Source organism: Pseudomonas sp. EA_5y_Pfl2_R50, assembly GCF_963970475.1.
Classification (GTDB): domain Bacteria; phylum Pseudomonadota; class Gammaproteobacteria; order Pseudomonadales; family Pseudomonadaceae; genus Aquipseudomonas.
Map to the genome: position 1 here is coordinate 387,973 of NZ_CAXAPT010000004.1, position 20,811 is coordinate 408,783.

The following is a 20,811-nucleotide window of genomic DNA, read 5'->3' on the forward strand; positions in this document are numbered from 1 at the left end:
TCTGATGGTTTTTTGTTGAAATGCTGCCGTCATCGCTGGCAAGCCAGCGATGAGGCCCGTCCGGGCTCCTCAAATCATCAAGGATATTTGCGCTTGTCCGGTGCCGGCGGGAAGTACTGGTACAACCAGGTCTCGCTCAACGTGCGGTCATTGGTGCGAATGAACAAGCGCAGTTCCACCGGCTCAACGCTGTCATTGGTCGGGTACCAGTCGAACAGAATCCGGTAACCCTTGATGTCATCCAGCACCAGCACGCTGAAGTCCTGCACCTTGCCGTTCGAGCACGTCACCACGGGCTCGATGCCGGTGCCCTGCGGCAGACGATCCAGTCCGCCCCCGGTGAAGTCGACGGCAAACCGGCGCGCCCATACCGGCGGGTAATGCTCGCCGGGTGCCCAGCCTTCAGTGAAGCCGCCCATGCCCGAACGGGTCGCATGCACCCGCGCCAACGGCGTCCCCACCGGCGGCAATGCGCTCCAGTAGAGTTTGTAGCCATAGTTCAGCGAATCCCCGGCAGCCACCGGCTTTTTCGGTGTCCAGAATGCCACGATGTTATCGAGGGTTTCGCCGGTAGTCGGAATTTCCAGCAGATCGATGGAGCCTTCGCCCCACGCGGTGGTGGGTTCGACCCACAGGCTCGGGCGCTTGCTGTACCAGTCGACGGTGTCCTGATAGTTGGCGAACTCGTGGTCGGTCTGCACCAGGCCGAAACCTTTCGGGTCCTTGTCGGCGAAGGCGTTGAATTGCAGAGTCGCCGGATTGTTCAACGGACGGCAAATCCATTCCCCGTTGCCGCGCCACATGGCCAGGCGATCCGAGTCGTGAATTTGCGGGTGAATGGTGTCGCACATGCGGCGTTCGTGGGTGCCGCAACTGAACATGCTGGTCATTGGCGATATGCCCAGTTGTTCGATAGCCGTGCGCGCGTTGATGTGCGCGTCGATTTCCATTACCACGCGCTCCGCCTGGCAATCGATGTCGAAGCGATAGGCGCCGGTGGCGCTCGGCGAGTCGAGCAGGGCGTAGACCACAAAGCGCGTGGCGTTCTGATCCGGCGTCTCGAACCAGAATTTGGTGAAGTCAGGGAATTCTTCGCGTTTCTTGGCGTAGGTGTCGATCGCCAGGCCCCGCGCGGAGAGGCCGTATTGGCCAGTCGCGTCGACGGCGCGGAAATAGCTGGCGCCGAGGAACGACACCACATCATGGCGATCCAGTTCCGGCGCCTTGAACAGCTTGAAACCGGCAAAACCGAGGTCGCCCTTGAGCTGCTGGGTATCGACCGACGTGTTCTCGTAATTGAACAGCGTCGGGCGGAAGTGCACTTCGCGGGCGGTATGGGTCTTCGGGTCGACGCTGTACATGCGCACCGGCTGGCGGAAGCCCATGCCGACGTGGAAGAACTGCACGTCGAGCTGACCCTTGTTCTCCTTCCACAACGAGTGCTCGCCGTCATAGCGGATCGCGTTGAAATTTTGCGGCGTCATTGTCGCCAGCGTCGGCGGCAGCACCTGTTTGGTGTCCTGATAGGCATTGCCGGCAAGTTGCTTGGCCTGGCGTTTCAGCGCTTCGAAATCGAAGGCCTGTGCCTCGCCATCAGCGGCGCCGCCACTGGCAGCCCACGCTCGGGTGGCCAGCAGCCCGGTGGCCGAAAGACCGGTGTAAGCCGCAATGGCCATGGACGCTTTGAGCAAATTCCTGCGGTGCATAAATACAACCTGTCGTGTGCAATCCCGCGCCGTTCCTGGCACGTGCTGGATCAGAAATAACGGTTCGGACAAGCCCTCGGCCAAACGCAACGGACTATAAACAGATGCCCGCTAGCTTAAACCGTTCGCGGACAATGCAAAATTCGTTGATTCATTGCGACAGGGTGTCAATGAAACAAGACATGTCGGTTAAAAATCTGACAGGAACTTCTGATTTTCATGGCATATCTGCTTTTCTCGACTAATTACTCTAAAAACCGCTTTTCAGCGCCGATTAAATTTCTATTCTATGGGCATGTCCGGCGCGACTCATTTGGCCGGCAGGGCACAAGGCGCTGCTGTAAGGGGCAGGGCGATGTGGTGTTTAAGCAATTCTTTGCGGTATTAGAGAAGGACATCGTCCATGGCAAAAATACAAGGCATCACCGACATGTTGGGCATCTTTCCGTGCCTCGGCAGCGGCCGCAGAAGGCGTCGGCTGAGCTCGGAGGAGCTGAAGCTGGTGGAGCGTTATCGTGAGCTTTCGGAGAGTGACCGGATTGCGATGCGGTATCTGGTGGATGCGATGCGCAGTGTTTCGCGGTTTTAAGAGAAGATAAAAAGGGGCGGACTGAGAAGTCCGCCCCTTTTTTATGGAATCAGCTTCACGTTCCCAGTACGGGATACGGCCGCTGGCCGTGCATCAACTCCGGTACATCCCGCTACTTGACCCTCGCCTGCTGTTGCCAGTGCAGCCGCGGCACAGTGACGCCCGCCCAATGCATCGAACTCAGGCTCGGGTGGCTTTCCATTGGGCTTGAATGGGTTTCACGCAGCATCGGGATGACTTCATGGCTCAGCCATTGGCGCAGGTGACGGTTTTCCGGGACGAAGTGATGGGCGAGCAGGGCAAACAGGCCGGACTCGCTGACCATCGCGCAATCGATGATTTCGCTGTCCCGACGCAGGAGGACATGGCGACGCTGGTCGGGATCGAGTTTCAGAGTAAGGCGTTCGTTCAGCGTGGTCAGGCACTTTTTCGACTCCAATATTGAGAATAGAGCCGCCACTCAATTGCGTGCAGTCACGCCGTTTTGATATTTACTCCGGCTCCGACATCGGGTCGCTGATTTCGCCGCCGAGAGAAAGCCTATCGGCTAGCCACCTACGACGCCAAGTTGGCTCTATCGATACCTTCTGTAGGAAAGAGGACTTATCTCTGAAGGTCGTATCTGTAGGAAATGCCTGTTTTTGCATGGGGGCCAGCGAACCGGCCCCTAACCAGCGTTTTTGGACAAACACATGGTAAGTAGTACCTTTCTTGGCAACGATGATCGCGGGCATCCGTGCTTCGATAACCAGCGCACTGAGATAGGCGAGGCGACCTACCAGCTCAAATACCAGAAGGATTGGACTCAGGTCGGTCCACTTGCCCAAGCGGTAGCAACAAATGTATTCCCGAAATTGGATCAGGTTGGTTTTGTGGTGCCTATGCCTGCTTCGAATATTCGTCAGCGACAACCGGTAACCGAGATTGCCCAGGCGTTGGGACAAATTATCGGGCTGCCGGTTTTCTCGGATTTGCTTCGAAAAGCAGTCACGGGGAAGTCTCTCAAGGATTTGCATTCGAAAGCAGACAAGGTTGCTGCGATTGGAGACAGTTTCAGCGTCAATGATGAAATCACCACAAATGGGCGCTGGAATGTTTTGGTTGTAGATGATTTGTTTGATAGTGGGGCGTCCATGGACGCGGCCTGCGCTGTTTTGCGTAAATATCCGAAGGTAGGGAAAATTTACGTCGCAGCGCTAACTTGGAAGTGAACTCAATGACGACTGTATTTATTGCCGGCTCTATCAACATCAAGAACCTTGATCCGAAGGTTAAAGAGCGCATCAATAATATCGTAGCGTCAGATTTTGAGGTGGTGGTTGGGGATGCAGGGGGCGCCGATACCTCCATTCAGGAGTACCTGCTGAGTCTCGAACGATCCAGAACCACGGTGTTCTGCAGCGGTTCGACACCAAGGAACAACCTTGGGCATTGGCCCGCCAGAACAGTCGACTCCAAGCACTCCAAAGGGTCGAGAGCCTTCTTCACCGAGAAAGACGTCGTCATGGCCGAAGCAGCCGACTACGGCTTGATGATCTGGGATGCAAAGAGCACCGGTACGCTCAGTAACGTCATTGAACTGTTGTCGAGAAAGAAGAAGTCGCTTGTTTTCGTCAACAAGAAAAAGGAATTCAAAGTAGTCGGAGACGTCAGTCAGCTCGAAGAGTTGATTACTTTCATGTCAGATCATGCCAAGCAAAAAGCCAATGAAAAAATCAAACTGTTCGATCGTATTTCCTTGCTGAAACACGATCAGGCAGAGCTTTCTTTTTGATGGTTTTTCTCGGCTTTCCTGAACCCCGGCACCTTGTTCCCCAGCCGGGTTCTTACTGATGCCGGGGTGACGCCTTCGCGAGCAAGCCCGCTCCCACGGTTTGGAATGCGGTTCCCTGTGGGAGCGAGCCTGCTCGCGAAGCCTTTGCCTTTTAGTGCTTGAACATCACATGCCGAACCGTGGTGTAGTCCTCTAGCCCATACATGGACATGTCCTTGCCGTAACCGGACAATTTCTGACCGCCATGGGGCATTTCGCTGACGAGCATGAAGTGCGTGTTGACCCACGTGCAGCCGTACTGCAAACGTGCCGAAATGCGATGCGCGCGTCCGACATCCGCTGTCCATACAGAAGACGCGAGGCCGTAGTCCGAATCGTTGGCCCATTCCAGTGCCTGCGCTTCATCGGTGAATTTCGTCACCGAAACCACCGGCCCAAACACTTCGCGTCGAACGATTTCGTCGTCCTGTTGCGCATCGGCCAACACGGTCGGTTCGAAGAAGAATCCGTTGCCTTCAACAGCCTTGCCGCCCGTGATCAAACGGATATGCGGCTGCGCCACTGCACGCTCGACAAACCCGGCGACGCGGTCGCGATGTTGCGCAGTGATCAACGGCCCCAACTCGGTCGACGGATCATCCTGCAAGCCGTGTTTAATGCTCTTGACCGCTGCGCCGAGTTTTTCCACGAACGTGTCGTAGATGCCTTCTTGCGCATAAATCCGGCATGCGGCGGTGCAATCCTGGCCGGCGTTGTAGAAACCGAAGGTACGAATACCGTCAACCGCCGCATCGATATCGGCGTCGTCGAAAATGATCACCGGCGCCTTGCCGCCCAGTTCCATGTGCATGCGTTTGACGCTGTCGGCGGTGCTGGAAATGATGTTGGCGCCGGTGGCAATCGAACCGGTCAGCGAAACCATGCGCACTTTCGGATGAGTAACCAACGGACTGCCTACGGTAGGACCGCGACCAAACACCAGATTGAGTACGCCAGCCGGGAAGATTTCCGACGCCAGTTCGGCCAGACGCAACGCCGTCAGCGGGGTTTGTTCCGACGGCTTGAGCACCACGGTATTACCGGCGGCCAGCGCCGGAGCGATTTTCCAGGCGACCATCATCAGCGGGTAGTTCCACGGTGCGATGGAGGCGATCACGCCGACCGGGTCGCGGCGGATCATCGAGGTGTGGCCGGGCAGGTATTCGCCAGCCGCCGAGCCGCCCATGCAACGGCTGGCACCGGCGAAGAAACGGAACACGTCGGCAATCGCCGGAATCTCGTCGTTGAGTGCAGCGCTGTAAGGTTTGCCGCAGTTGTCGGATTCGAGTCTGGCCAACTCTTCGCCGTGGGCTTCGATGGCGTCGGCGAGTTTGAGCAGCAGCAGCGAGCGATCTTTCGGCGCGGTTTGCGACCAGTCGGCGAAGGCGTTGTCGGCTGCGCGCACGGCGGCATCGACCTGGGCTTCAGTGGCTTCGTTGATTTCTACCAGCACTTCGCCGAGCGAAGGATTGAGCACCGTTTGCGCCGGGCCTTCGCCGTTGACCAGTTGGCCGTTGATCAAGAGTTTGGTTTGCATGGGTTTGTCCTCTTCGAATCTATTATTTTTCTGCCGAAACCGATTTAAAACTGTGGGAGCGGGCTTGCTCGCGAAGGCGGTGTGTCAGCCGACATCAATGTTGAATGTAATGGCCTCTTCGCGAGCGAGCCCGCTCCCACAGGGGGACTTTTGGTGTCTGTTGGATATTTATTTGCCGCCGCTGCCGGCCACGCTCTCGCCCCCGCGCGTCAGGTAATACGCGCCAAGGATAGGCAGCATGGTCACCATCATCACCAGCATCGCGACGACGTTGGTCACCGGCACATCCCGTGGTCGGCTCAGTTGATTGAGCAGCCACAACGGCAACGTGCGCTCATGCCCGGCGGTGAACGTGGTGACGATGATTTCGTCGAACGACAGCGCAAAGGCCAGCATGCCACCGGCCAGCAACGCCGAGCCGAGGTTCGGCAGGATGATGTAGCGAAAGGTCTGCCAGCCATCGGCGCCGAGGTCCATCGAAGCCTCGATCAGACTGTGTGAAGTGCGGCGCAGGCGGGCGATGACGTTGTTGTAGACGATCACCACGCAGAAGGTCGCGTGACCGACGATGATGGTGAACATCCCCGGTTCGATTCCCAGCGTTTTGAACGTCGCCAGCAAGGCGATCCCGGTGATGATCCCCGGCAATGCAATCGGCAGGATCAGCATCAGCGAAATACCCTGTTTGCCGAAGAAATCCCGGCGGTACAACGCCGCCGAGGCCAGCGTTCCGAGCACCATCGCAATCAGCGTGGCAATGGCAGCAATCTGCAATGAAAGCTTGATCGCCTCCAGAACGTCAGGCCGTGAAAACGCCACGCTGAACCAGTGCAACGTGAAGCCCTTCGGTGGAAAGCTGAACGCGGCTTCCTCGGTGTTGAAGGCGTAAAGGAAGATGATCAGGATCGGGAAGTGCAGAAACACCAATCCGCCCCAGGCCGCGATTTTCAGGCCTTTGGAGGCATGCCCTTGTGATGAAGAGTCAGAGTGCATCGAAGGCCCCCAGTCGTTTGACGATGGACAGGTAAACCGCGATCAACACAATCGGCACCAACGTAAACGCTGCCGCCATCGGCATGTTGCCAATCGCCCCTTGCTGCGCGTACACCATGCTGCCGACGAAGTAGCCTGGCGGGCCGACCAGTTGCGGCACGATGAAGTCGCCCAGGGTCAGCGAGAACGTGAAGATCGAACCCGCCGCAATGCCCGGAATCGACAACGGCAAAATCACCTGCATAAACGTTTGACGCGGCTTGGCGCCAAGGTCGGCGGATGCCTGCAACAGCGACGGCGGCAGACGCTCCAGCGACGCCTGAATCGGCAGGATCATGAACGGCAGCCAGATATAAACGAACACCATGAACCGCCCCAGATGCGAGGTCGACAAAGTGCTTCCACCGACGCCGGGAATCCCCAGAATGAACTGCAATACCGGCTCCAGCCCCATATGTTGCACGAACCACTGCGCCACGCCGCCCTTGGCCAGCAGCAATGTCCACGCATACGCCTTGACGATGTAACTGGCCCACATCGGCATCATCACCGCGATGTAGAAAAACGCCTTGGTCTTGCCGGTGGTGTAGCGCGCCATGTAGTAGGCAATCGGGAACGCGACGATGGCGCTGGCAATCGATACGACGATGGCCATGCTCAGCGTGCGCAGGATGATGTCGAAGTTCGACGGCCGAAAAAGCGCGGCGAAATTCGCCAGGGTCAGGTCAGGGGTGACCGCCATGGTGAAGTCGTCGAAGGTGTAGAAACCCTGCCACAACAGCACCAGCAGCGAGCCTAGATAGATCGCGCCAAACCACAGCAGCGGCGGCACCAGCAGCATCGACAGATACAGGTTTGGCTTGCGGTAGAGCAGATTGGAAAACCTGCGCAAGGGCGGCAATGGCGTCATTGCGAGCGTGCTCATGTCACACCCCGCTGGCCAAGGTGTCGTGCAACGGAACCATCGCTTCCCGCGCCCAACGTGCGCTCAGACGCTGACCGGTGTGGTGTTGCGCGCTGCTGTCGATCCACTGATTGTTGGCGTGGCTGATGCTCAGGGTCTGGCCGTTTTCCAGCTTCAATTCATAGCGCGTGGCACTGCCCTGATACTGGATGTCGTGGAGCAAGCCGCTGACTTCGATCTCGTGACTGGCGAGTGGGCCTTCGGCAAACCGCACATGTTCGGGGCGGATCGAAAACGGCTGCGGATCACCACTGATTTCCCGGGCCAGATCGCCACGAATCACGTTCGAGGTGCCGACGAATTCAGCGACAAATGTGGTGGTCGGTTTCATGTACAGATTGCGCGGAGTGTCGACCTGTTCGATGCGACCCTTGTTGAACACCGCGACGCGATCAGACATCGACAGCGCTTCGGTTTGATCGTGGGTGACGAAAATAAAGGTGATGCCGAGCTGGCGTTGCAGCCTCTTCAGTTCGCTTTGCATTTGCTCGCGAAGCTTCAGGTCGAGCGCGCCCAACGGCTCATCGAGTAACAGCACGCGTGGTCGATTGACCAAGGCGCGGGCGAGGGCGACGCGCTGGCGCTGACCGCCGGACAACTGCACCGGTTTGCGTGCGCCGTAGCCGCCGAGGGCGACCATGTCCAAGGCTTCTTCGGCGCGGCTGTGCCGCTCGGTTTTGCCGACGCCTTTGACCTTCAGACCGTAAGCGACGTTGTCGAGAACGTTCATGTGCGGGAACAGCGCGTAATCCTGAAACACCGTGTTGACGTCGCGTTGATACGGCGGCAAACCGGCTGCTTCTGCGCCGTGGATGCGGATCGAACCGGTGCTCGGTTGTTCGAACCCGGCGATCAGGCGCAGGCATGTAGTTTTACCCGACCCGGAAGGGCCGAGCATGGAAAAGAACTCGCCGTCCTGGATATCGATGGAAACCCGGTCAACGGCCTTCACCTCGCCGAACTGCCGGGAAACGTTGGTGAACTGGACTGCAAGCGTCATGGTGCGATGCTCCAAAAAGGCGAAAGCCGTCGCAGCGGCCCTGCCTGGACTTCTGAAAAATCTGAAACGAATGCGATCTACCCGTGATGGCGATCAAATGTGGGGGCGGGCTTGCTCGCGAACGCGGTTTTTCATTCGACTTTGATGCTGACTGACCTGGCGCTTTCGCGAGCAAGCCCGCTCCCACAGGGAGAGCGGAGTCAACTCAAAGACTAGCGACCGCCCATGATCGCAATGTAGTCCTGCGTCCAGCGGCTATACGGCACAAATTTGCCGCCCTCAGCCTGCGGCGTTTTCCAGAAGGCGATCTTGTCGAACTGGTCGAAACCGTTGGTTTTGCAACCTTCAGCACCGAGCAATTCGCTCTCCTTGCACGCCGCCGGAACTGCCGGCAACGAACCGAACCACGCCGCCACATCGCCCTGGACTTTCGGTTTCAGCGACCAGTCCATCCACTTGTACGCGCAGTTCGGATGCTTGGCCTCGGCGTGCAACATGGTGGTGTCAGCCCAGCCCGTAGCGCCTTCTTTCGGAATGGTCGAAGCAATCGGCTGCTTCTCGTTCATCAGGCCGTTGACCTGATACGGCCAGGCGCTGGACGCGACCACACCTTCGTTTTTGAAGTCGCTCATCTGCACCGTGGTGTCGTGCCAGTAGCGGTGGATCAACGGCTGCTGCGCGCGCAGCAGATCGAGCACGGCTTTGTACTGATCTTCGGTCAGCTGGTACGGGTCTTTGATGCCCAATTCCGGTTTGGTCGACTTCAGATACAGCGCCGCATCGGCAATGTAGATCGGCCCGTCATAGGCCTGCACACGGCCCTTGTTCGGCTTGCCGTCGGGCAGGTCCTGAGCGGTGAACACCACGTTCCAACTGGTCGGCGCGGTCTTGAACACGTTGGTGTTGTACATCAAGACGTTCGGGCCCCACTGGTACGGGGTGCCGTAAGTCTGTTTGTTGACCACGTACCACGGCGCATCTTTCAGGCGCGGATCGAGGGTGTTCCAGTTCGCGATCAGCGCGGTGTTGATCGGTTGCACACGCTTGCCGACGATCAGCCGCAGCGAGGCATCGCCCGACGCGGTGACCAGGTCGTAACCGCCCTTGGCCATCAGGCTGACCATTTCGTCAGAGGTAGCGGCGGTCTTGACGTTGACCTTGCAGCCGGTTTCCTGCTCGAAACCGGTCACCCAATCGTAAGCCTTGTCGCTCTCGCCACGTTCGATGTAACCCGGCCACGCAACGATATCCAGCTGACCTTCGCCAGCGCCAACAGCCTTCAGTGGCTCGGCGGCTGAAAGGCTTGCGCTGGCCAGCAGGGCCGTGGTGATTGCACTGAGCAGTGCGGTCTTGTGCACGAACATGAGACACACCTCTTCGGTTTTCAGGTTTTTGTTAAGAGTAGTCGCAAGCTGCAAGCCCCAAGCTGCAAGGCACAGCGGATTTGCTTTTAACTTGCGGCTTGTCGCTCGCCGCTTAAAGCTCCCGGCTATGCCGGGCCATGATGTGCCTCACCACGCTGTAGTCCTGCAGCGAATCACTGGATAAGTCTTTGCCGTAGCCCGAACGTTTCAGGCCACCGTGGGGCATTTCGCTGACCAGCATGAAATGGCTGTTGATCCACGTGCAGCCGTATTGCAGACGCGCGGCGACCTGCATCGCTTTGTCCAGATTTTGCGTCCACACCGACGAGGCGAGGCCGTACTCGGAATCGTTGGCCCAGTCGACGGCCTGCGCGAGTTCATCGAAGCGAGTCACGGTGACTACCGGGCCGAACACTTCGCGTTGAACGATTTCATCGCTTTGTTTGCAACCGGCGAGCAGCGTCGGCTGATAGTAGAAACCGGCGCCGGAATGCACCGCAGCACCGGTCACGCGTTCGATGTGTGGCTGGCCGAGGGCACGCTCGACGAAACTGGCGACGCGGTCACGCTGGCGGGTGCTGATCAGCGGGCCGATCTCGTTGTCGGCGTCACGCTTGCCGGCGAAGCGCAGGGTGCTGACGGCGGCACCGAGTTCGGCGACCAATTGGTCGTGAATTCCGGCCTGCGCGTAGATGCGGCAGGCGGCGGTGCAATCCTGACCGGCGTTGTAGTAGCCGTAGGTGCGCACGCCTTCGACTACGGCTTGGATGTCGGCGTCGTTGCAGACGATCACCGGCGCTTTGCCGCCGAGTTCCAGGTGCGTGCGTTTCAGGGTTTTAGCAGCGGCCTGGAGGATTTTCTGCCCGGTGACGATATCGCCGGTCAGCGAGACCATGCGCACTTTCGCGTGGCCAACCAAATGGCTGCCGACGCCTTCGCCGCCACCGCAGATGATGTTGAGCACCCCGCGCGGCAGGATTTCAGCCAGCATCGGCGCCAGGGCGAGGATCGACAGCGGCGTGTGTTCGGACGGTTTGAACACCAGCGTGTTGCCGGCGGCGAGGGCCGGGGCGATTTTCCACGCGGCCATCATGATCGGGTAATTCCACGGCGCAATCGATGCGACCACGCCAATCGGATCGCGGCGCACCATGCTGGTGTAGCCCGGCAGGTATTCGCCGCTGAGCTGACCCGTCTGGCAGCGCACGGCGCCGGCGAAGAAGCGGAATACATCGACGGTCGCCGTCAAATCGTCCTGACGCGCCAGGTGCAACGGCTTGCCGCAGTTCAGCGATTCGAGACGGGCGAGGTGGTCGGCGTTTTTTTCGACGGCGCTGGCAATGTCCAGCAGCAGGTTGGAACGTTGCTGCGGCGTGGTGCGCGACCACTCGGCGAAGGCGCGATGGGCGGCGAGGATGGCGGCTTCAACCTGCTCGGTGCTGGCTTCGGCGATGTGGGTGAGGATTTCGCCGGTGGCCGGATTGATAATCGGCTCGACAAACCCTTCCCCGGCGACCAGTTCGCCGTCGATCAACAACGCGGTACACATCGGGGTCTGCGCGCCAGCCATTTTCCGCGATCTCTTTTCTTGTGTGGCCATTGATGCTCCCTTGAACCGGGAGCCGACCGTCTTATAGATGCAGCAAGACTAGTGCGCGGCTCCGAGGTCGACAAATTCTAAATACTGAAGGCTGCGTTCGATTAAATAGATGGCTTGCGTCCGCCATGGGGTTGCTCGCGGGCCACAGTGAGAAATGGATCGACCAGCGCCGGACGTGCGGTGCCACGACGCCAGGCCAGGCCGACGTCGAGGGTCTGGTTGAGGTCGGCGATGGGCCGTGCCTCGATGATGTCGCCTTCCAACGACCATGGGCGGTAAGTCATGTCCGGCTGGATCGACACGCCCAGACCGGCGGCGACCAGACTTCGCACAGCCTCGGTGGACGCGGTTCTCAGTGTGATTCTGGGTTGCAGCCCCGCGCCCCGCCACAGGCGTTGAGCGTTGCGATCCATTTCATCCACGTTCAGCTGAATCAGCGGCTCACGGGCGACATCGGCGAGGTTGATGCTGTCGTGTTCCAGCAAAGGATGCTGGGCTGGAAGCCACAGCCGATGCGGCGAGTGTGTCAGCACTTCAGTCTGCAACGCGTGGCGATCTTCCAGGTTGGAGAGGATCAAAACGCCGACATCGATCTCTCCGCTGACCAACAAATGCTCGATGTAGGGGCGTTCGTCTTCCATTACGCGAATTTCGACGTTGGGATAGGCGCGTTGAAATCGAGTGAGCAGATCCGCGAGGTAATAACCGGCGACCAGACTGGTCACGCCGACGATCAACTGCCCGGCAACCTGATCGGTGCTTTGCTGCAAGCTGCGCTTGGCGTTGTCCACGGTCGCGAGAATCAGGTGCGCCTGGCGTAGGAATTGATGACCTTGATGCGTAAGGGTCATGCCCTTGGCGTGACGGCTGAACAGGCTGACGCCGATTTCCTCTTCCAGTTGCTGGATCGCCAGAGTCAGCGTCGATTGGGAAATAAACGCGGTTTGCGCGGCGGCGGAAATCGAGCCGGTCTCGGCCACGGCGATGAAGTGACGAATCTGACGCAGGGTCATCATGAGAGGGGTAACCAGTGGGCGGTTTTTATCGATTGGCCTGAGTGTATATCTATTTTCACGAAGGCCCTGCGCGTACTGAGCAACATCTGGAAGCACACTCGCAGGCCGGTCACGGGCACTTTCGAACTAGGCTGGAGGCCTTATAGATCCGGATAACCCCTGTTTTGGAGGCGGAACATGAACACCCGTGGATTGCTCGATCAATTGCTCAAATCCGGTCAGGATCTGTTGCAGAACAAGGCTGGCGGAACGCAGAACAAACCGGCTGCTGGTGGCCTGGGCGGTCTGCTCGGCGGCGCTTCCGGCTCAGGCGGCCTCGGTAGCCTGTTGTCAGGCGCTGGCGGCGGTGCACTGGCTGCGGGCGCGATGGGCTTGCTGCTCGGCAACAAGAAAGTGCGCAAGGTTGGCGGCAAAGTCGCGATCTATGGCGGGCTCGCAGCACTCGGCGTGTTGGCCTACAAAGCCTACGGCAATTACAACGCCCAGAAAGGCAGCGCCCCACAACGCGAACCGCAAACCCTCGACCGCTTGCCACCGGCGCAAGCCGAGCAACATAGCCAGGCCATTCTCAAAGCTCTGGTCGCCGCTGCCAAAGCTGACGGCCACATCGATGACCGCGAACGCCAACTGATCGAAGGCGAGTTCACCAAGCTCGACAACGACCAGGAACTGCAGCACTGGCTGCACGCCGAACTCAACAAACCCCTCGACCCGACCGACGTCGCCCGCGCCGCGAGTACGCCTGAGATGGCGGCGGAGATGTATATCGCCAGCGTGATGTTGGTGGATGAGGAAAACTTTATGGAGAAGAGCTATCTGGATGAACTGGCGCGACAGTTGAAGCTGGAGCCGGGGTTGAAGGTTGAGTTGGAGAAGCAGGTGAGGGCAGTGGTGGTGTGATCGAAGCGCTTGCCATCCCCAGCGAAGTCAGGAGATCGCTTGCCGGGTATTTTCATTGCCCCCCTGCCTCGACTAGCTGAACAAAAGTCGAGGCTTTGGGGCAATGGCAGTTTCGATCAATTGCCGGGGTCTTGAGACTCCACTGAAGTCAATCCGTATATTTCACATGATTTGCCATCAGATTGGATCGACTAAATGTGTCGATGGCATCAATCCGTACCAGCAAATCTGCGACTTTTTCTTTAAATTCGTTGTCGGCCATGTCTATCCAGTAACGAGGCTTACGACCATTTTTTTTGTCGTGTGCAATTGAGACAGGATCAAGGTGACGAGAAGCTTCTAACATCGTTATGTCCGGTAGTGGCCGGCTGATGTCCATGTAGTTCTGCAGAAAGTCCCATAGCGCGCACGGTTGCTGAGTCGTGTTGTCGGGGGTGATCAGATCGTTGAAGTTAATCCCGGCACCGCTATAACGATGGGCGAGCGATAAACCGTTCATGGCTAAGCCCTGCCGATCTGGACTGGTGATGATGTAAGCATCAAATTCAGTGAACGGAGCTTCAAATTCGACGGCTTCGCTTTTATCGACAGTGTTCCTTTCATTGAAAATTCTGACCATGCCGGTGCGCCGGTTGAATTCCCACTTCGGACCAGGTGGAGGGCGGAACCAGATTGTCGGGAAACGGGTGATGACAATGTGTCCTGTCGCCCAGCAAATGAGCGGTAAACCTAATGCCCAAGAATAAAAATTTATAAATAGATGGATTGTGAAACCCCAGGCTGACTGATCCGACGCGGACATAACTGTCATGTGAGCCAGTATCAGAATGGGTATCAAGATTATGGTTGTCCACTTCCCCGCGCCCCTCAGAAATAACCAGAATTGCGAGCGAAAAGGCAGTTGCGCATGGCGAAACACTTCATGGTTATGCTTGATGTGAAGTTCCACATCTTCAAGCGGACGTGGCATGTAAGTCCCGCTTGCTTTCATTTCATTTTTTTCCATTTCCCATTTTTCCCAAAACCGCATGGTCTCGGGAGTCGGGTCTTGGAATAAACTGCCCGGAATTACTTCTTGCGCATTTCCCCACGGAAGCCGAGTACCGATCAACTTATGCAGAGTACTGCGGGTTGATGCGGCCGCTTGGTCTGGTATTCGACGCGAGTCGTAGGCTTCCTTCGAGTAATAGGTTGAGGGATCCATGAGCGTGGGCATTAGTTAGCCTTATTAGTCTGTTCATCAGCCCAGAAGGGTCGGTTGGTCTTGACGAAGTCGGCTTTCGCATATTTCGGACCATAGCGTGTCGAGTCTTTTATTCCCGGGGCTGGGAAATAGCGTGTTTCCGAGGGCGTTTTAAGAACGAATTGTGCTCGAACGGCCAGATCGTACCCGACAGCCTTTTTCAGTGCAGACCCCGTTGATTCCGGAGTGTCCAGATATAGCTCCAGAAAGTCCGGGAAGGGACGTTGCGCTTTAATAGGCGGGATTTCATTCAAAATGCTGGTTTGCGTAGTCATTGGCATAAACCTGGCGTATGAAATTTCTTTTTTTCTCATCCGGCACTCCGCATGAATGCCAATGCTACCCACGCTGCCCAAAAGGCCGGGCAGTCTGCTTTCGATACGAATTACCGTATTTGAAGTGCGTACGTCATAGGGTGTGGGGTTTTGATTATCCAGCTTTGCGCTGGCGTCAAAAAGCGGGTTGCTTCTGACGTCGATGCTGACACCTGCTAGTAGGCCAATCAGGCGGTAAAACGCTTCCTCGGGATCCTGAAGATGTCGCGTGGCCCCACTTCGACCGGAGCCGAACGGCCCATTCGACAGCCAATCCGCCAACGGCGTGTTACTCGACAAGATGACCACACCTGCTCCTGCGCCAATCAACAAAAGCGCCAGCCACCCCAAAGGCGTCAGTCCCAGTACGGGGGTTGCACTGACCAAACCGGCAGCAACACCTGCCATTGCGCCCCCTGTCATCAGCAAATAACCATACATGGCATTGTCATTCCACTGCCAGGCATACCAGGCATCATAAAGGCTTAGCCCGGCAAACAACGTTCCGGAAACCGATTGAGCAATCAAGCGTGCGGTGACGGCTCTTGTGATTCGATCAGCGACTACCTTGCCAAACAGCTTTTTGGCTGTTTCATCTGAAAGCGTGAAGAGGGGCTTCCGTGCAGCCGCTAGGGCAGATTGGCTTCCAGCCAGTTTTACCGTCAAAGCCTCCATCGCGATGATCAGGTCGATGTAAGCGCCTGCCACACCACCTACGGTTCTGATACTTCCTTTTTCGCGGATATTCTGTTCTTTACTTTGTATCTCCACGCACACGTTCCACATTTCGATCATCAACACACTCATTGCAAAGGAGTGGGTGTTGAGTATCCGAAAGGCCAATGCATTGTGTCTGGCACTGTGTTGCTCTATCGCATTGGCGAGTGCAGTGTTGGCTTGAGTCACTTGGCTGTTTGCAGCATTGCTCGCCGCTGCCGATTGCTGTGCAGCGGCAAGCTGTCTGTTCATATTCCCGACCAGTTGCGCCGTACTGTGATTACGTGGAATCACCAACACAAGGTGTTCTGCAGTTTCTACACCTGTTCCGGTCATGCGGGCGCGATCAGTACTACCGAGCAGGTTTCCCTGTTTGTCCAGAAACTCCCCATAAAACGTTCTGGGTACAGACTGTCGGGAAGGAAGGTCTTCCAGGCCGAAGAGATAATAGTTCTGTGTAACCTGAGCGCGGCGCATGAAATAGGCAGCGCCGAAAGTATTCGGCAGCATGCTGCGAAGTTGTTGTACACCTTGCGCGTGTAGTTTCATGCTGACTGGACGCGAGCGTGCACCCAACCGGGCGCGCGTGCGCTCCAGCCGATCATTTGATCTGGCTTGCTCGGCTCGAGCTGCGTCGGCGGCGGACCTCGCCTGATCCAGATCGGCGCTTAGTGGCTCGGTGGCGGCAAACGCGGTATTCACGGCACCTTGCAGCGTGTCATAAATGCTTAGCAGCGCGCCGTTGACATTTTTGCTGCTGGTAATCATAAAACTTTTGAAACTTGCTCCCGCCAGAATGTTTTCCACAATACTCGCATCTAGTGTGTCTTTCGGATCAGGCGCGGGCGATGCCGTATTCTCAAGTGCCGCAAGCTCGCTGCCACGGAAATTTCCGTCACCTTTATTTTTCGCGGTTTCAGCGGGTACTTCATAGGGTTTGCAGACTTGCTCCATATCGGACTTGGGCCAGAACATCCGATGCAGGGGCAATTCGGGAGTAGACGCCAATTTACGGAGCCATTCCTGGCCGAACGTGGCTTTAGAACTGTAAAGGCTGACGCCGGTTGTTGCATCGACGAGATCACCGCTTGGCGCTAATGGATCAATGCGTGAGGGAGGAGCTGCAACGGCGGCAACTGTCTGACAGATGACGATCATGGCCGATAAATAATCGAAGCCGTCTGTACTCAAGTGATCGGCGAGTGTTTGCTGCGTGATGTCCTTTTCCAGGCTTTCGACGAGCAACTTTTGCGCGCTGGTCATGTGTTGCCAGACCATTGCGCGCTCCAGAACGGCCGTGCAGCGATTGATGCTCTGTTTTCCTTTTTCGCCAATGTTTTCCAAGCTTGCATGGAGGGGATTGGTGTTGCCTTGCAGGCTATGTGGCACGACCAATTGCTGTATGACCAGGGCACTCGCGTGGTTGGCTTGCTGTGCTGCCCGATGAGCAAAGAGTCTCAATAGGTCATGGTGGGTTTCCACACGACTTTTCAAATGTCGGAGCCGGTAGCGTGGATCTTCAAGTAGCACACCGCAGAGTTGCCTCTGCCGTGCTTTGGTCAGTACATCCACAGCACTATCGCGGGCCTGCCAAGGGGCAGCGGGTTCATCCTGGGTGTCGGATATTTTTGCGGCAGGTACGGATGTGGTTAGTGAGTGGGTAAGGGCATCCAACTCCAGAAGTTCTGTGCGCAGCACCGGGTCGTTTCTTTCCGAGGTGCCTTTGGTACATGCCTGGAGAAACATGTCCGCATTTTGTTTTGCCGTCACTGGAAATTGTCCAGTGAGATCACAGAGGTAACAAGCCGGTTGATCAAACAGCCATTCGAAACCTGGCTCGCGAGGCCGCTGAGGTGCGATCACGCTAACTGGGAAGCAACCGCTTTCAAGTTCAAGTCTCGTGACGTTTGCCTTGCTCCATCTGGTTTGATTGGCGTAATCGCGTATGTTGAAGGAGGAATAGGCTTCAAGCATCGCCTTGCCATCAGGTTTGCCTGCGTATCGATTTTTGAATTCTTTGTTCGAGCACGTCAGGGTCCGAAAGCTTTTACAGCGCTGGCTGCGCAGCTGGCTGTCTTCCTCCAGACGCTGCAATCGAATTGCGGGCAGTTGTATTTCGGAAAAACACAGCTGGACTGAGACCGGCTTATTGTTCCAGGAGGCAGGGATCCAGATATCCTCCAGTGCCACTCCAGTCCTTTTGCGTGCCCCGGCTCTGAAAGTCTTGCCCTGACGAAAGTGGGCGACATCCACGTCGTGAAAAGTCGTCACCCCGTCCACAATGCCAATTTCCAGTTCGCGCCACAATTTGCCTTCGTAAAATATATAGACGAAGCCTGGCCGGGCGAGCACAGGTGTGCCGTAGTCATAAGAAATTTTCGATCCGGGAAGCGGGACGAAAGGAAGAATCGGTACAAGTTGATTCCATTGTTCGTCCTCTTGACGCGGTGTTGAACGAACATCTGCAAGCAAAGGCACCCGGATGGGGCTGCCCTGTGTTGAAGCGATTTCCAGCCAAAGTTGTCGCTTGGGTTGTCCGGAACAGTCCCAGACGTTGAGGACACTGCTGCAGATTTCTTTATCCACAGGCTCAAGCTGAGGTTTCTGAACCTGATTGGCAGCATTGCACAGCACAACTCTCTGATCGGAAGGGTGATCCTTGCCGATGACCTGAACGATTACTTTTGCGGCTTCGCAAGCTGGGCCGGAACTCAGGCTTCCAACGGGTTTGCTCATGTCCTGAGCTCCTTGTCCTTGAGATGACTGGTCAAATGCTGGCGTATACGCGCAAGGCGCTCCTCGGCGCTGCCATCGAGGGAAATGACGGGCAGCCTGTCGTTTGGATAACTTGCGCGCAATGACAGGTAATTGTTCAAGTCGTCGGGTTCCACGAAACCGTATTGCATACCCTCGTCCAGAAAACTGGAGGCATCGGTCAGTGATAGATCGCTCTGGCGTTGCCACCACAGATAGAGGAAATGTTCCTTCTGTTGCCGGTGCAGCGCCCGCTCATGCAGTGAACTCAGATGAAAGGTTTTTCGTTCATCTGGTTTAGTCCAGTGTTGGGCGTACTCTGCCTGCGTGTTGAACCAGCGAAGCTTGTTATGCGCCAGATCGAACCAAGTACCACCAAACCATCTCAGACGGGAAATTGGTCCCATCCAGAGACTGGAAGTGTTTTCGTCGTTTATCGTAAAAAAGTAGCTGGCTGTCGTTGGACTTGAATAGCGAAGCACACCTCTACGTTCGTTTTCGAAATGCACGAATAAAATGTGTCGCAGATGCCCCAGCAGCACATCCTCAGTGGCGTGACTTTCAATGATCAGCCCTGGCCATTCAGTGGGCGCCTGATGCATTGACTCCAGAATGATTGAGCTGGAGGAGGGAGGGAGCCAGATCGGGCTTTGCTTCGAATACGCTTGCAGCTCAGTCGAGTCGAACAGAAGTTTCGGATTGGGGTCAGGCACACGCTGGTACAGCTTTTCCAGTAAATCGTCCGAGCGCTCCAGCAATACTGAAATTGTCATGCCTCTGTTCCTGCCAACAAGGCCTTTCTGCAGGGGCAATCCGTCAGGGGACACTGCATTGGCGTTCCGCCCTTAGGTTTTTGGCAAAGCTCCACGATGGGTACATTTTCACGCAGGCGTTGCTGCAGTAGCATGCCAGGCTTATCCGCATCTGCCTGCTTCAACAACCCCGGCAACAACGGCGCCGCCCCCGTGCCACTCCCCGGACTCCCCCCGGAATTCATGTTGATCACCGGCCCACTCATCGTCACGCCGCCGGCGTCGATCTTGATGAAGCTGCCGCCGCCGATGAGGGTCAGTTCGGCGCCGGCTTCGAGCACGACTTTCATACCGCTGCTCAGGTGGATTTCCTGGCCGGCATCAATGAACTGACCGGTGCCGATCTTGATGTGCTGGTTCACGCCCACGGTCAGGTGGTCGTTGGCGCGGGCTTCGACTTTGCGGTCGGCGTAGACGGTGTGGTGTTCTTCGGCCTTGAACTCGCTGTAGCTGTTTTTTTCGACGGTGTCGTGGCGTTCGTTGCCGACGCGGATTTTCTGGTCGTGCTCGATGTTTTCGTCCCAGTCGCGCTGGGCGTGCAGGTAGATCTGTTCCTGACCTTTTTTGTCTTCGATGCGCAGTTCGTTGTAACCGCCACCGCCCATCGAACTCAGGGTCTTGAAGGTGCTGCGGGTCTTGTTCGCCGGCAGTTCGTAGGGGACGGTGTTTTCCTTGTGATACAGGCAGCCGCTGATCAGTGGCTGATCGGGATCGCCTTCAAGAAAGGTGACCAGCACTTCCATGCCGATGCGCGGGATGGCGATGCCGCCGTACTGGGCGCCGGCCCAGGCGCTGGAGACGCGCAGCCAGCAGCTGGTTTCGTCGTCGGCCTGGCCTTCGCGGTCCCAGTGGAACTGGACTTTGACGCGGCCGTACTGGTCGCAGTGGATCTCTTCGCCTTTGGGGCCGGTGACCACGGCGCTCTGGCTGCCGAGGATGCGCGGTTTCGGGTGGCGCAGGGGCGGGCGGTTCGGCACGTCCCAAGGGGTCGCTTGAAAGCGGTTGCGATAGCCCTGGTGGAAATCGTCTTTGAGTGCGGTGGTGTCACTGGTCACCGACTCTTCGAGCACTTGCGGCTGTTTGCCTTCGTGGTGGACTTCGGTGAGCAGCCAGAGGTCGTTCCATTTGGCTTTCGGGTGCGCGGTGAGGGCGAGGAAATGGCCGCTGACCAGCAGCGGCTGATCGCTCTTGCCTTCGGCGAGCTGGAAGTCGCTGCGGTGGCGTTCGAGGGCGCGTTTGGCCAGGTGTTTGCCGCGCTCGCGGTCGATGAATCGACCCGGGTAGTCGTAGTCTTCGAGGTCGGGCAGGGCGTCGCCACGGTTTTCGCTTTCCAGCGTCAGGCGCGGTTTTTCGAAGTCATAGTCGCGACGGGTGGTGCGGCTGGTGCGGGTTTCCAGGCGCAGGTCGAAACGCTTGATCACCGGGTCGCTGGCGACCATGCCGGAGTCTTGCTGGTAGGCCACAGGCTTGAGTTTCGGGAACACCGTCT

At 57.3% G+C, this 20,811-nt stretch carries 15 protein-coding genes and 2 pseudogenes; 4 read left to right on the plus strand and 13 right to left on the minus strand.

Annotation, left to right across the window (positions count from 1 at the left end; genetic code table 11):
- Positions 1-77 precede the first annotated feature (77 nt).
- Positions 78-1,706 (minus strand): glucan biosynthesis protein D, encoded by a 1,629-nt coding sequence (locus AACY19_RS09735; protein ID WP_339450029.1) that lies wholly within the window; start codon positions 1,704-1,706, stop codon positions 78-80.
- A 403-nt stretch (positions 1,707-2,109) separates the two neighbouring features.
- On the opposite strand from AACY19_RS09735, the gene AACY19_RS09740 reads away from it, so the two are divergent.
- Complete coding sequence (locus AACY19_RS09740; protein ID WP_008081608.1) at positions 2,110-2,295, plus strand: hypothetical protein; 186 nt, start codon at positions 2,110-2,112, stop codon at positions 2,293-2,295.
- 112 nt (positions 2,296-2,407) lie between these two features.
- On the opposite strand, the pseudogene AACY19_RS09745 reads toward AACY19_RS09740, so the two are convergent.
- Positions 2,408-2,707, minus strand: a pseudogene (locus AACY19_RS09745) (phage antirepressor protein); the annotation flags it as partial.
- Between the two features lie 280 nt (positions 2,708-2,987).
- Between AACY19_RS09745 and AACY19_RS09750 the strand changes: the two are divergent.
- Positions 2,988-3,506: a ComF family protein gene (locus AACY19_RS09750; RefSeq protein ID WP_339450030.1), complete on the plus strand. Its 519-nt coding sequence runs from the start codon at positions 2,988-2,990 to the stop codon at positions 3,504-3,506.
- A 5-nt stretch (positions 3,507-3,511) separates the two neighbouring features.
- The gene (locus AACY19_RS09755) at positions 3,512-4,069 is read left to right on the plus strand and encodes a hypothetical protein (RefSeq protein WP_339450031.1); all 558 of its coding nucleotides are present in this window, start codon (positions 3,512-3,514) and stop codon (positions 4,067-4,069) included.
- 151 nt (positions 4,070-4,220) lie between these two features.
- Here the strand turns inward: AACY19_RS09755 and AACY19_RS09760 are convergent, their stop codons facing one another.
- From AACY19_RS09760 to AACY19_RS09790, 7 genes are all read right to left on the minus strand, one after another.
- Positions 4,221-5,645 (minus strand): gamma-aminobutyraldehyde dehydrogenase, encoded by a 1,425-nt coding sequence (locus tag AACY19_RS09760; RefSeq protein WP_339450032.1) that lies wholly within the window; start codon positions 5,643-5,645, stop codon positions 4,221-4,223.
- Between the two features lie 168 nt (positions 5,646-5,813).
- Entirely contained in the window at positions 5,814-6,638 is an 825-nt protein-coding gene (locus AACY19_RS09765; RefSeq protein WP_339450033.1) for an ABC transporter permease, read from the minus strand.
- Positions 6,628-7,563 carry an ABC transporter permease gene (locus AACY19_RS09770; RefSeq protein WP_339450034.1) on the minus strand — a complete coding sequence of 312 codons (936 nt, stop codon included), beginning with the start codon at positions 7,561-7,563 and terminating at the stop codon, positions 6,628-6,630. The genes AACY19_RS09765 and AACY19_RS09770 overlap by 11 nt, the downstream gene beginning before the upstream one ends.
- Before the next feature lies 1 nt (position 7,564).
- Positions 7,565-8,602: an ABC transporter ATP-binding protein gene (locus tag AACY19_RS09775; protein ID WP_339450035.1), complete on the minus strand. Its 1,038-nt coding sequence runs from the start codon at positions 8,600-8,602 to the stop codon at positions 7,565-7,567.
- A gap of 212 nt (positions 8,603-8,814) precedes the next feature.
- Positions 8,815-9,966, minus strand: coding sequence for a putative ABC transporter substrate-binding protein YdcS (gene ydcS / locus AACY19_RS09780; protein ID WP_339450036.1), 1,152 nt, complete (start codon positions 9,964-9,966; stop codon positions 8,815-8,817).
- 112 nt (positions 9,967-10,078) lie between these two features.
- A complete protein-coding gene (locus AACY19_RS09785; RefSeq protein ID WP_339450037.1) occupies positions 10,079-11,566 on the minus strand; it encodes a gamma-aminobutyraldehyde dehydrogenase in 1,488 nt (495 codons plus the stop codon).
- A 101-nt stretch (positions 11,567-11,667) separates the two neighbouring features.
- Positions 11,668-12,582 carry a LysR family transcriptional regulator gene (locus AACY19_RS09790; RefSeq protein WP_339450038.1) on the minus strand — a complete coding sequence of 305 codons (915 nt, stop codon included), beginning with the start codon at positions 12,580-12,582 and terminating at the stop codon, positions 11,668-11,670.
- 177 nt (positions 12,583-12,759) lie between these two features.
- Here AACY19_RS09790 and AACY19_RS09795 point away from each other — a divergent pair, with 177 nt between their 5' ends.
- The gene (locus AACY19_RS09795; protein ID WP_339450039.1) at positions 12,760-13,482 is read left to right on the plus strand and encodes a tellurite resistance TerB family protein; all 723 of its coding nucleotides are present in this window, start codon (positions 12,760-12,762) and stop codon (positions 13,480-13,482) included.
- Between the two features lie 148 nt (positions 13,483-13,630).
- On the opposite strand, the gene AACY19_RS09800 is transcribed toward AACY19_RS09795, so the two are convergent.
- The 4 genes and pseudogenes from AACY19_RS09800 to tssI all read right to left on the minus strand — a co-directional run.
- Entirely contained in the window at positions 13,631-14,698 is a 1,068-nt protein-coding gene (locus tag AACY19_RS09800; protein ID WP_339450040.1) for a hypothetical protein, read from the minus strand.
- Entirely contained in the window at positions 14,698-18,492 is a 3,795-nt protein-coding gene (locus AACY19_RS09805) for a hypothetical protein (RefSeq protein ID WP_339450041.1), read from the minus strand. The genes AACY19_RS09800 and AACY19_RS09805 overlap by 1 nt, the downstream gene beginning before the upstream one ends.
- 245 nt (positions 18,493-18,737) lie before the next feature.
- Positions 18,738-19,283, minus strand: a pseudogene (locus AACY19_RS09810) (DUF4123 domain-containing protein); the annotation flags it as partial.
- The coding region (tssI, locus tag AACY19_RS09815) for a type VI secretion system tip protein TssI/VgrG (protein ID WP_339450043.1) at positions 19,280-20,811 on the minus strand (1,532 nt) is incomplete at its 5' end. The pseudogene AACY19_RS09810 and the gene tssI, both read right to left, overlap by 4 nt.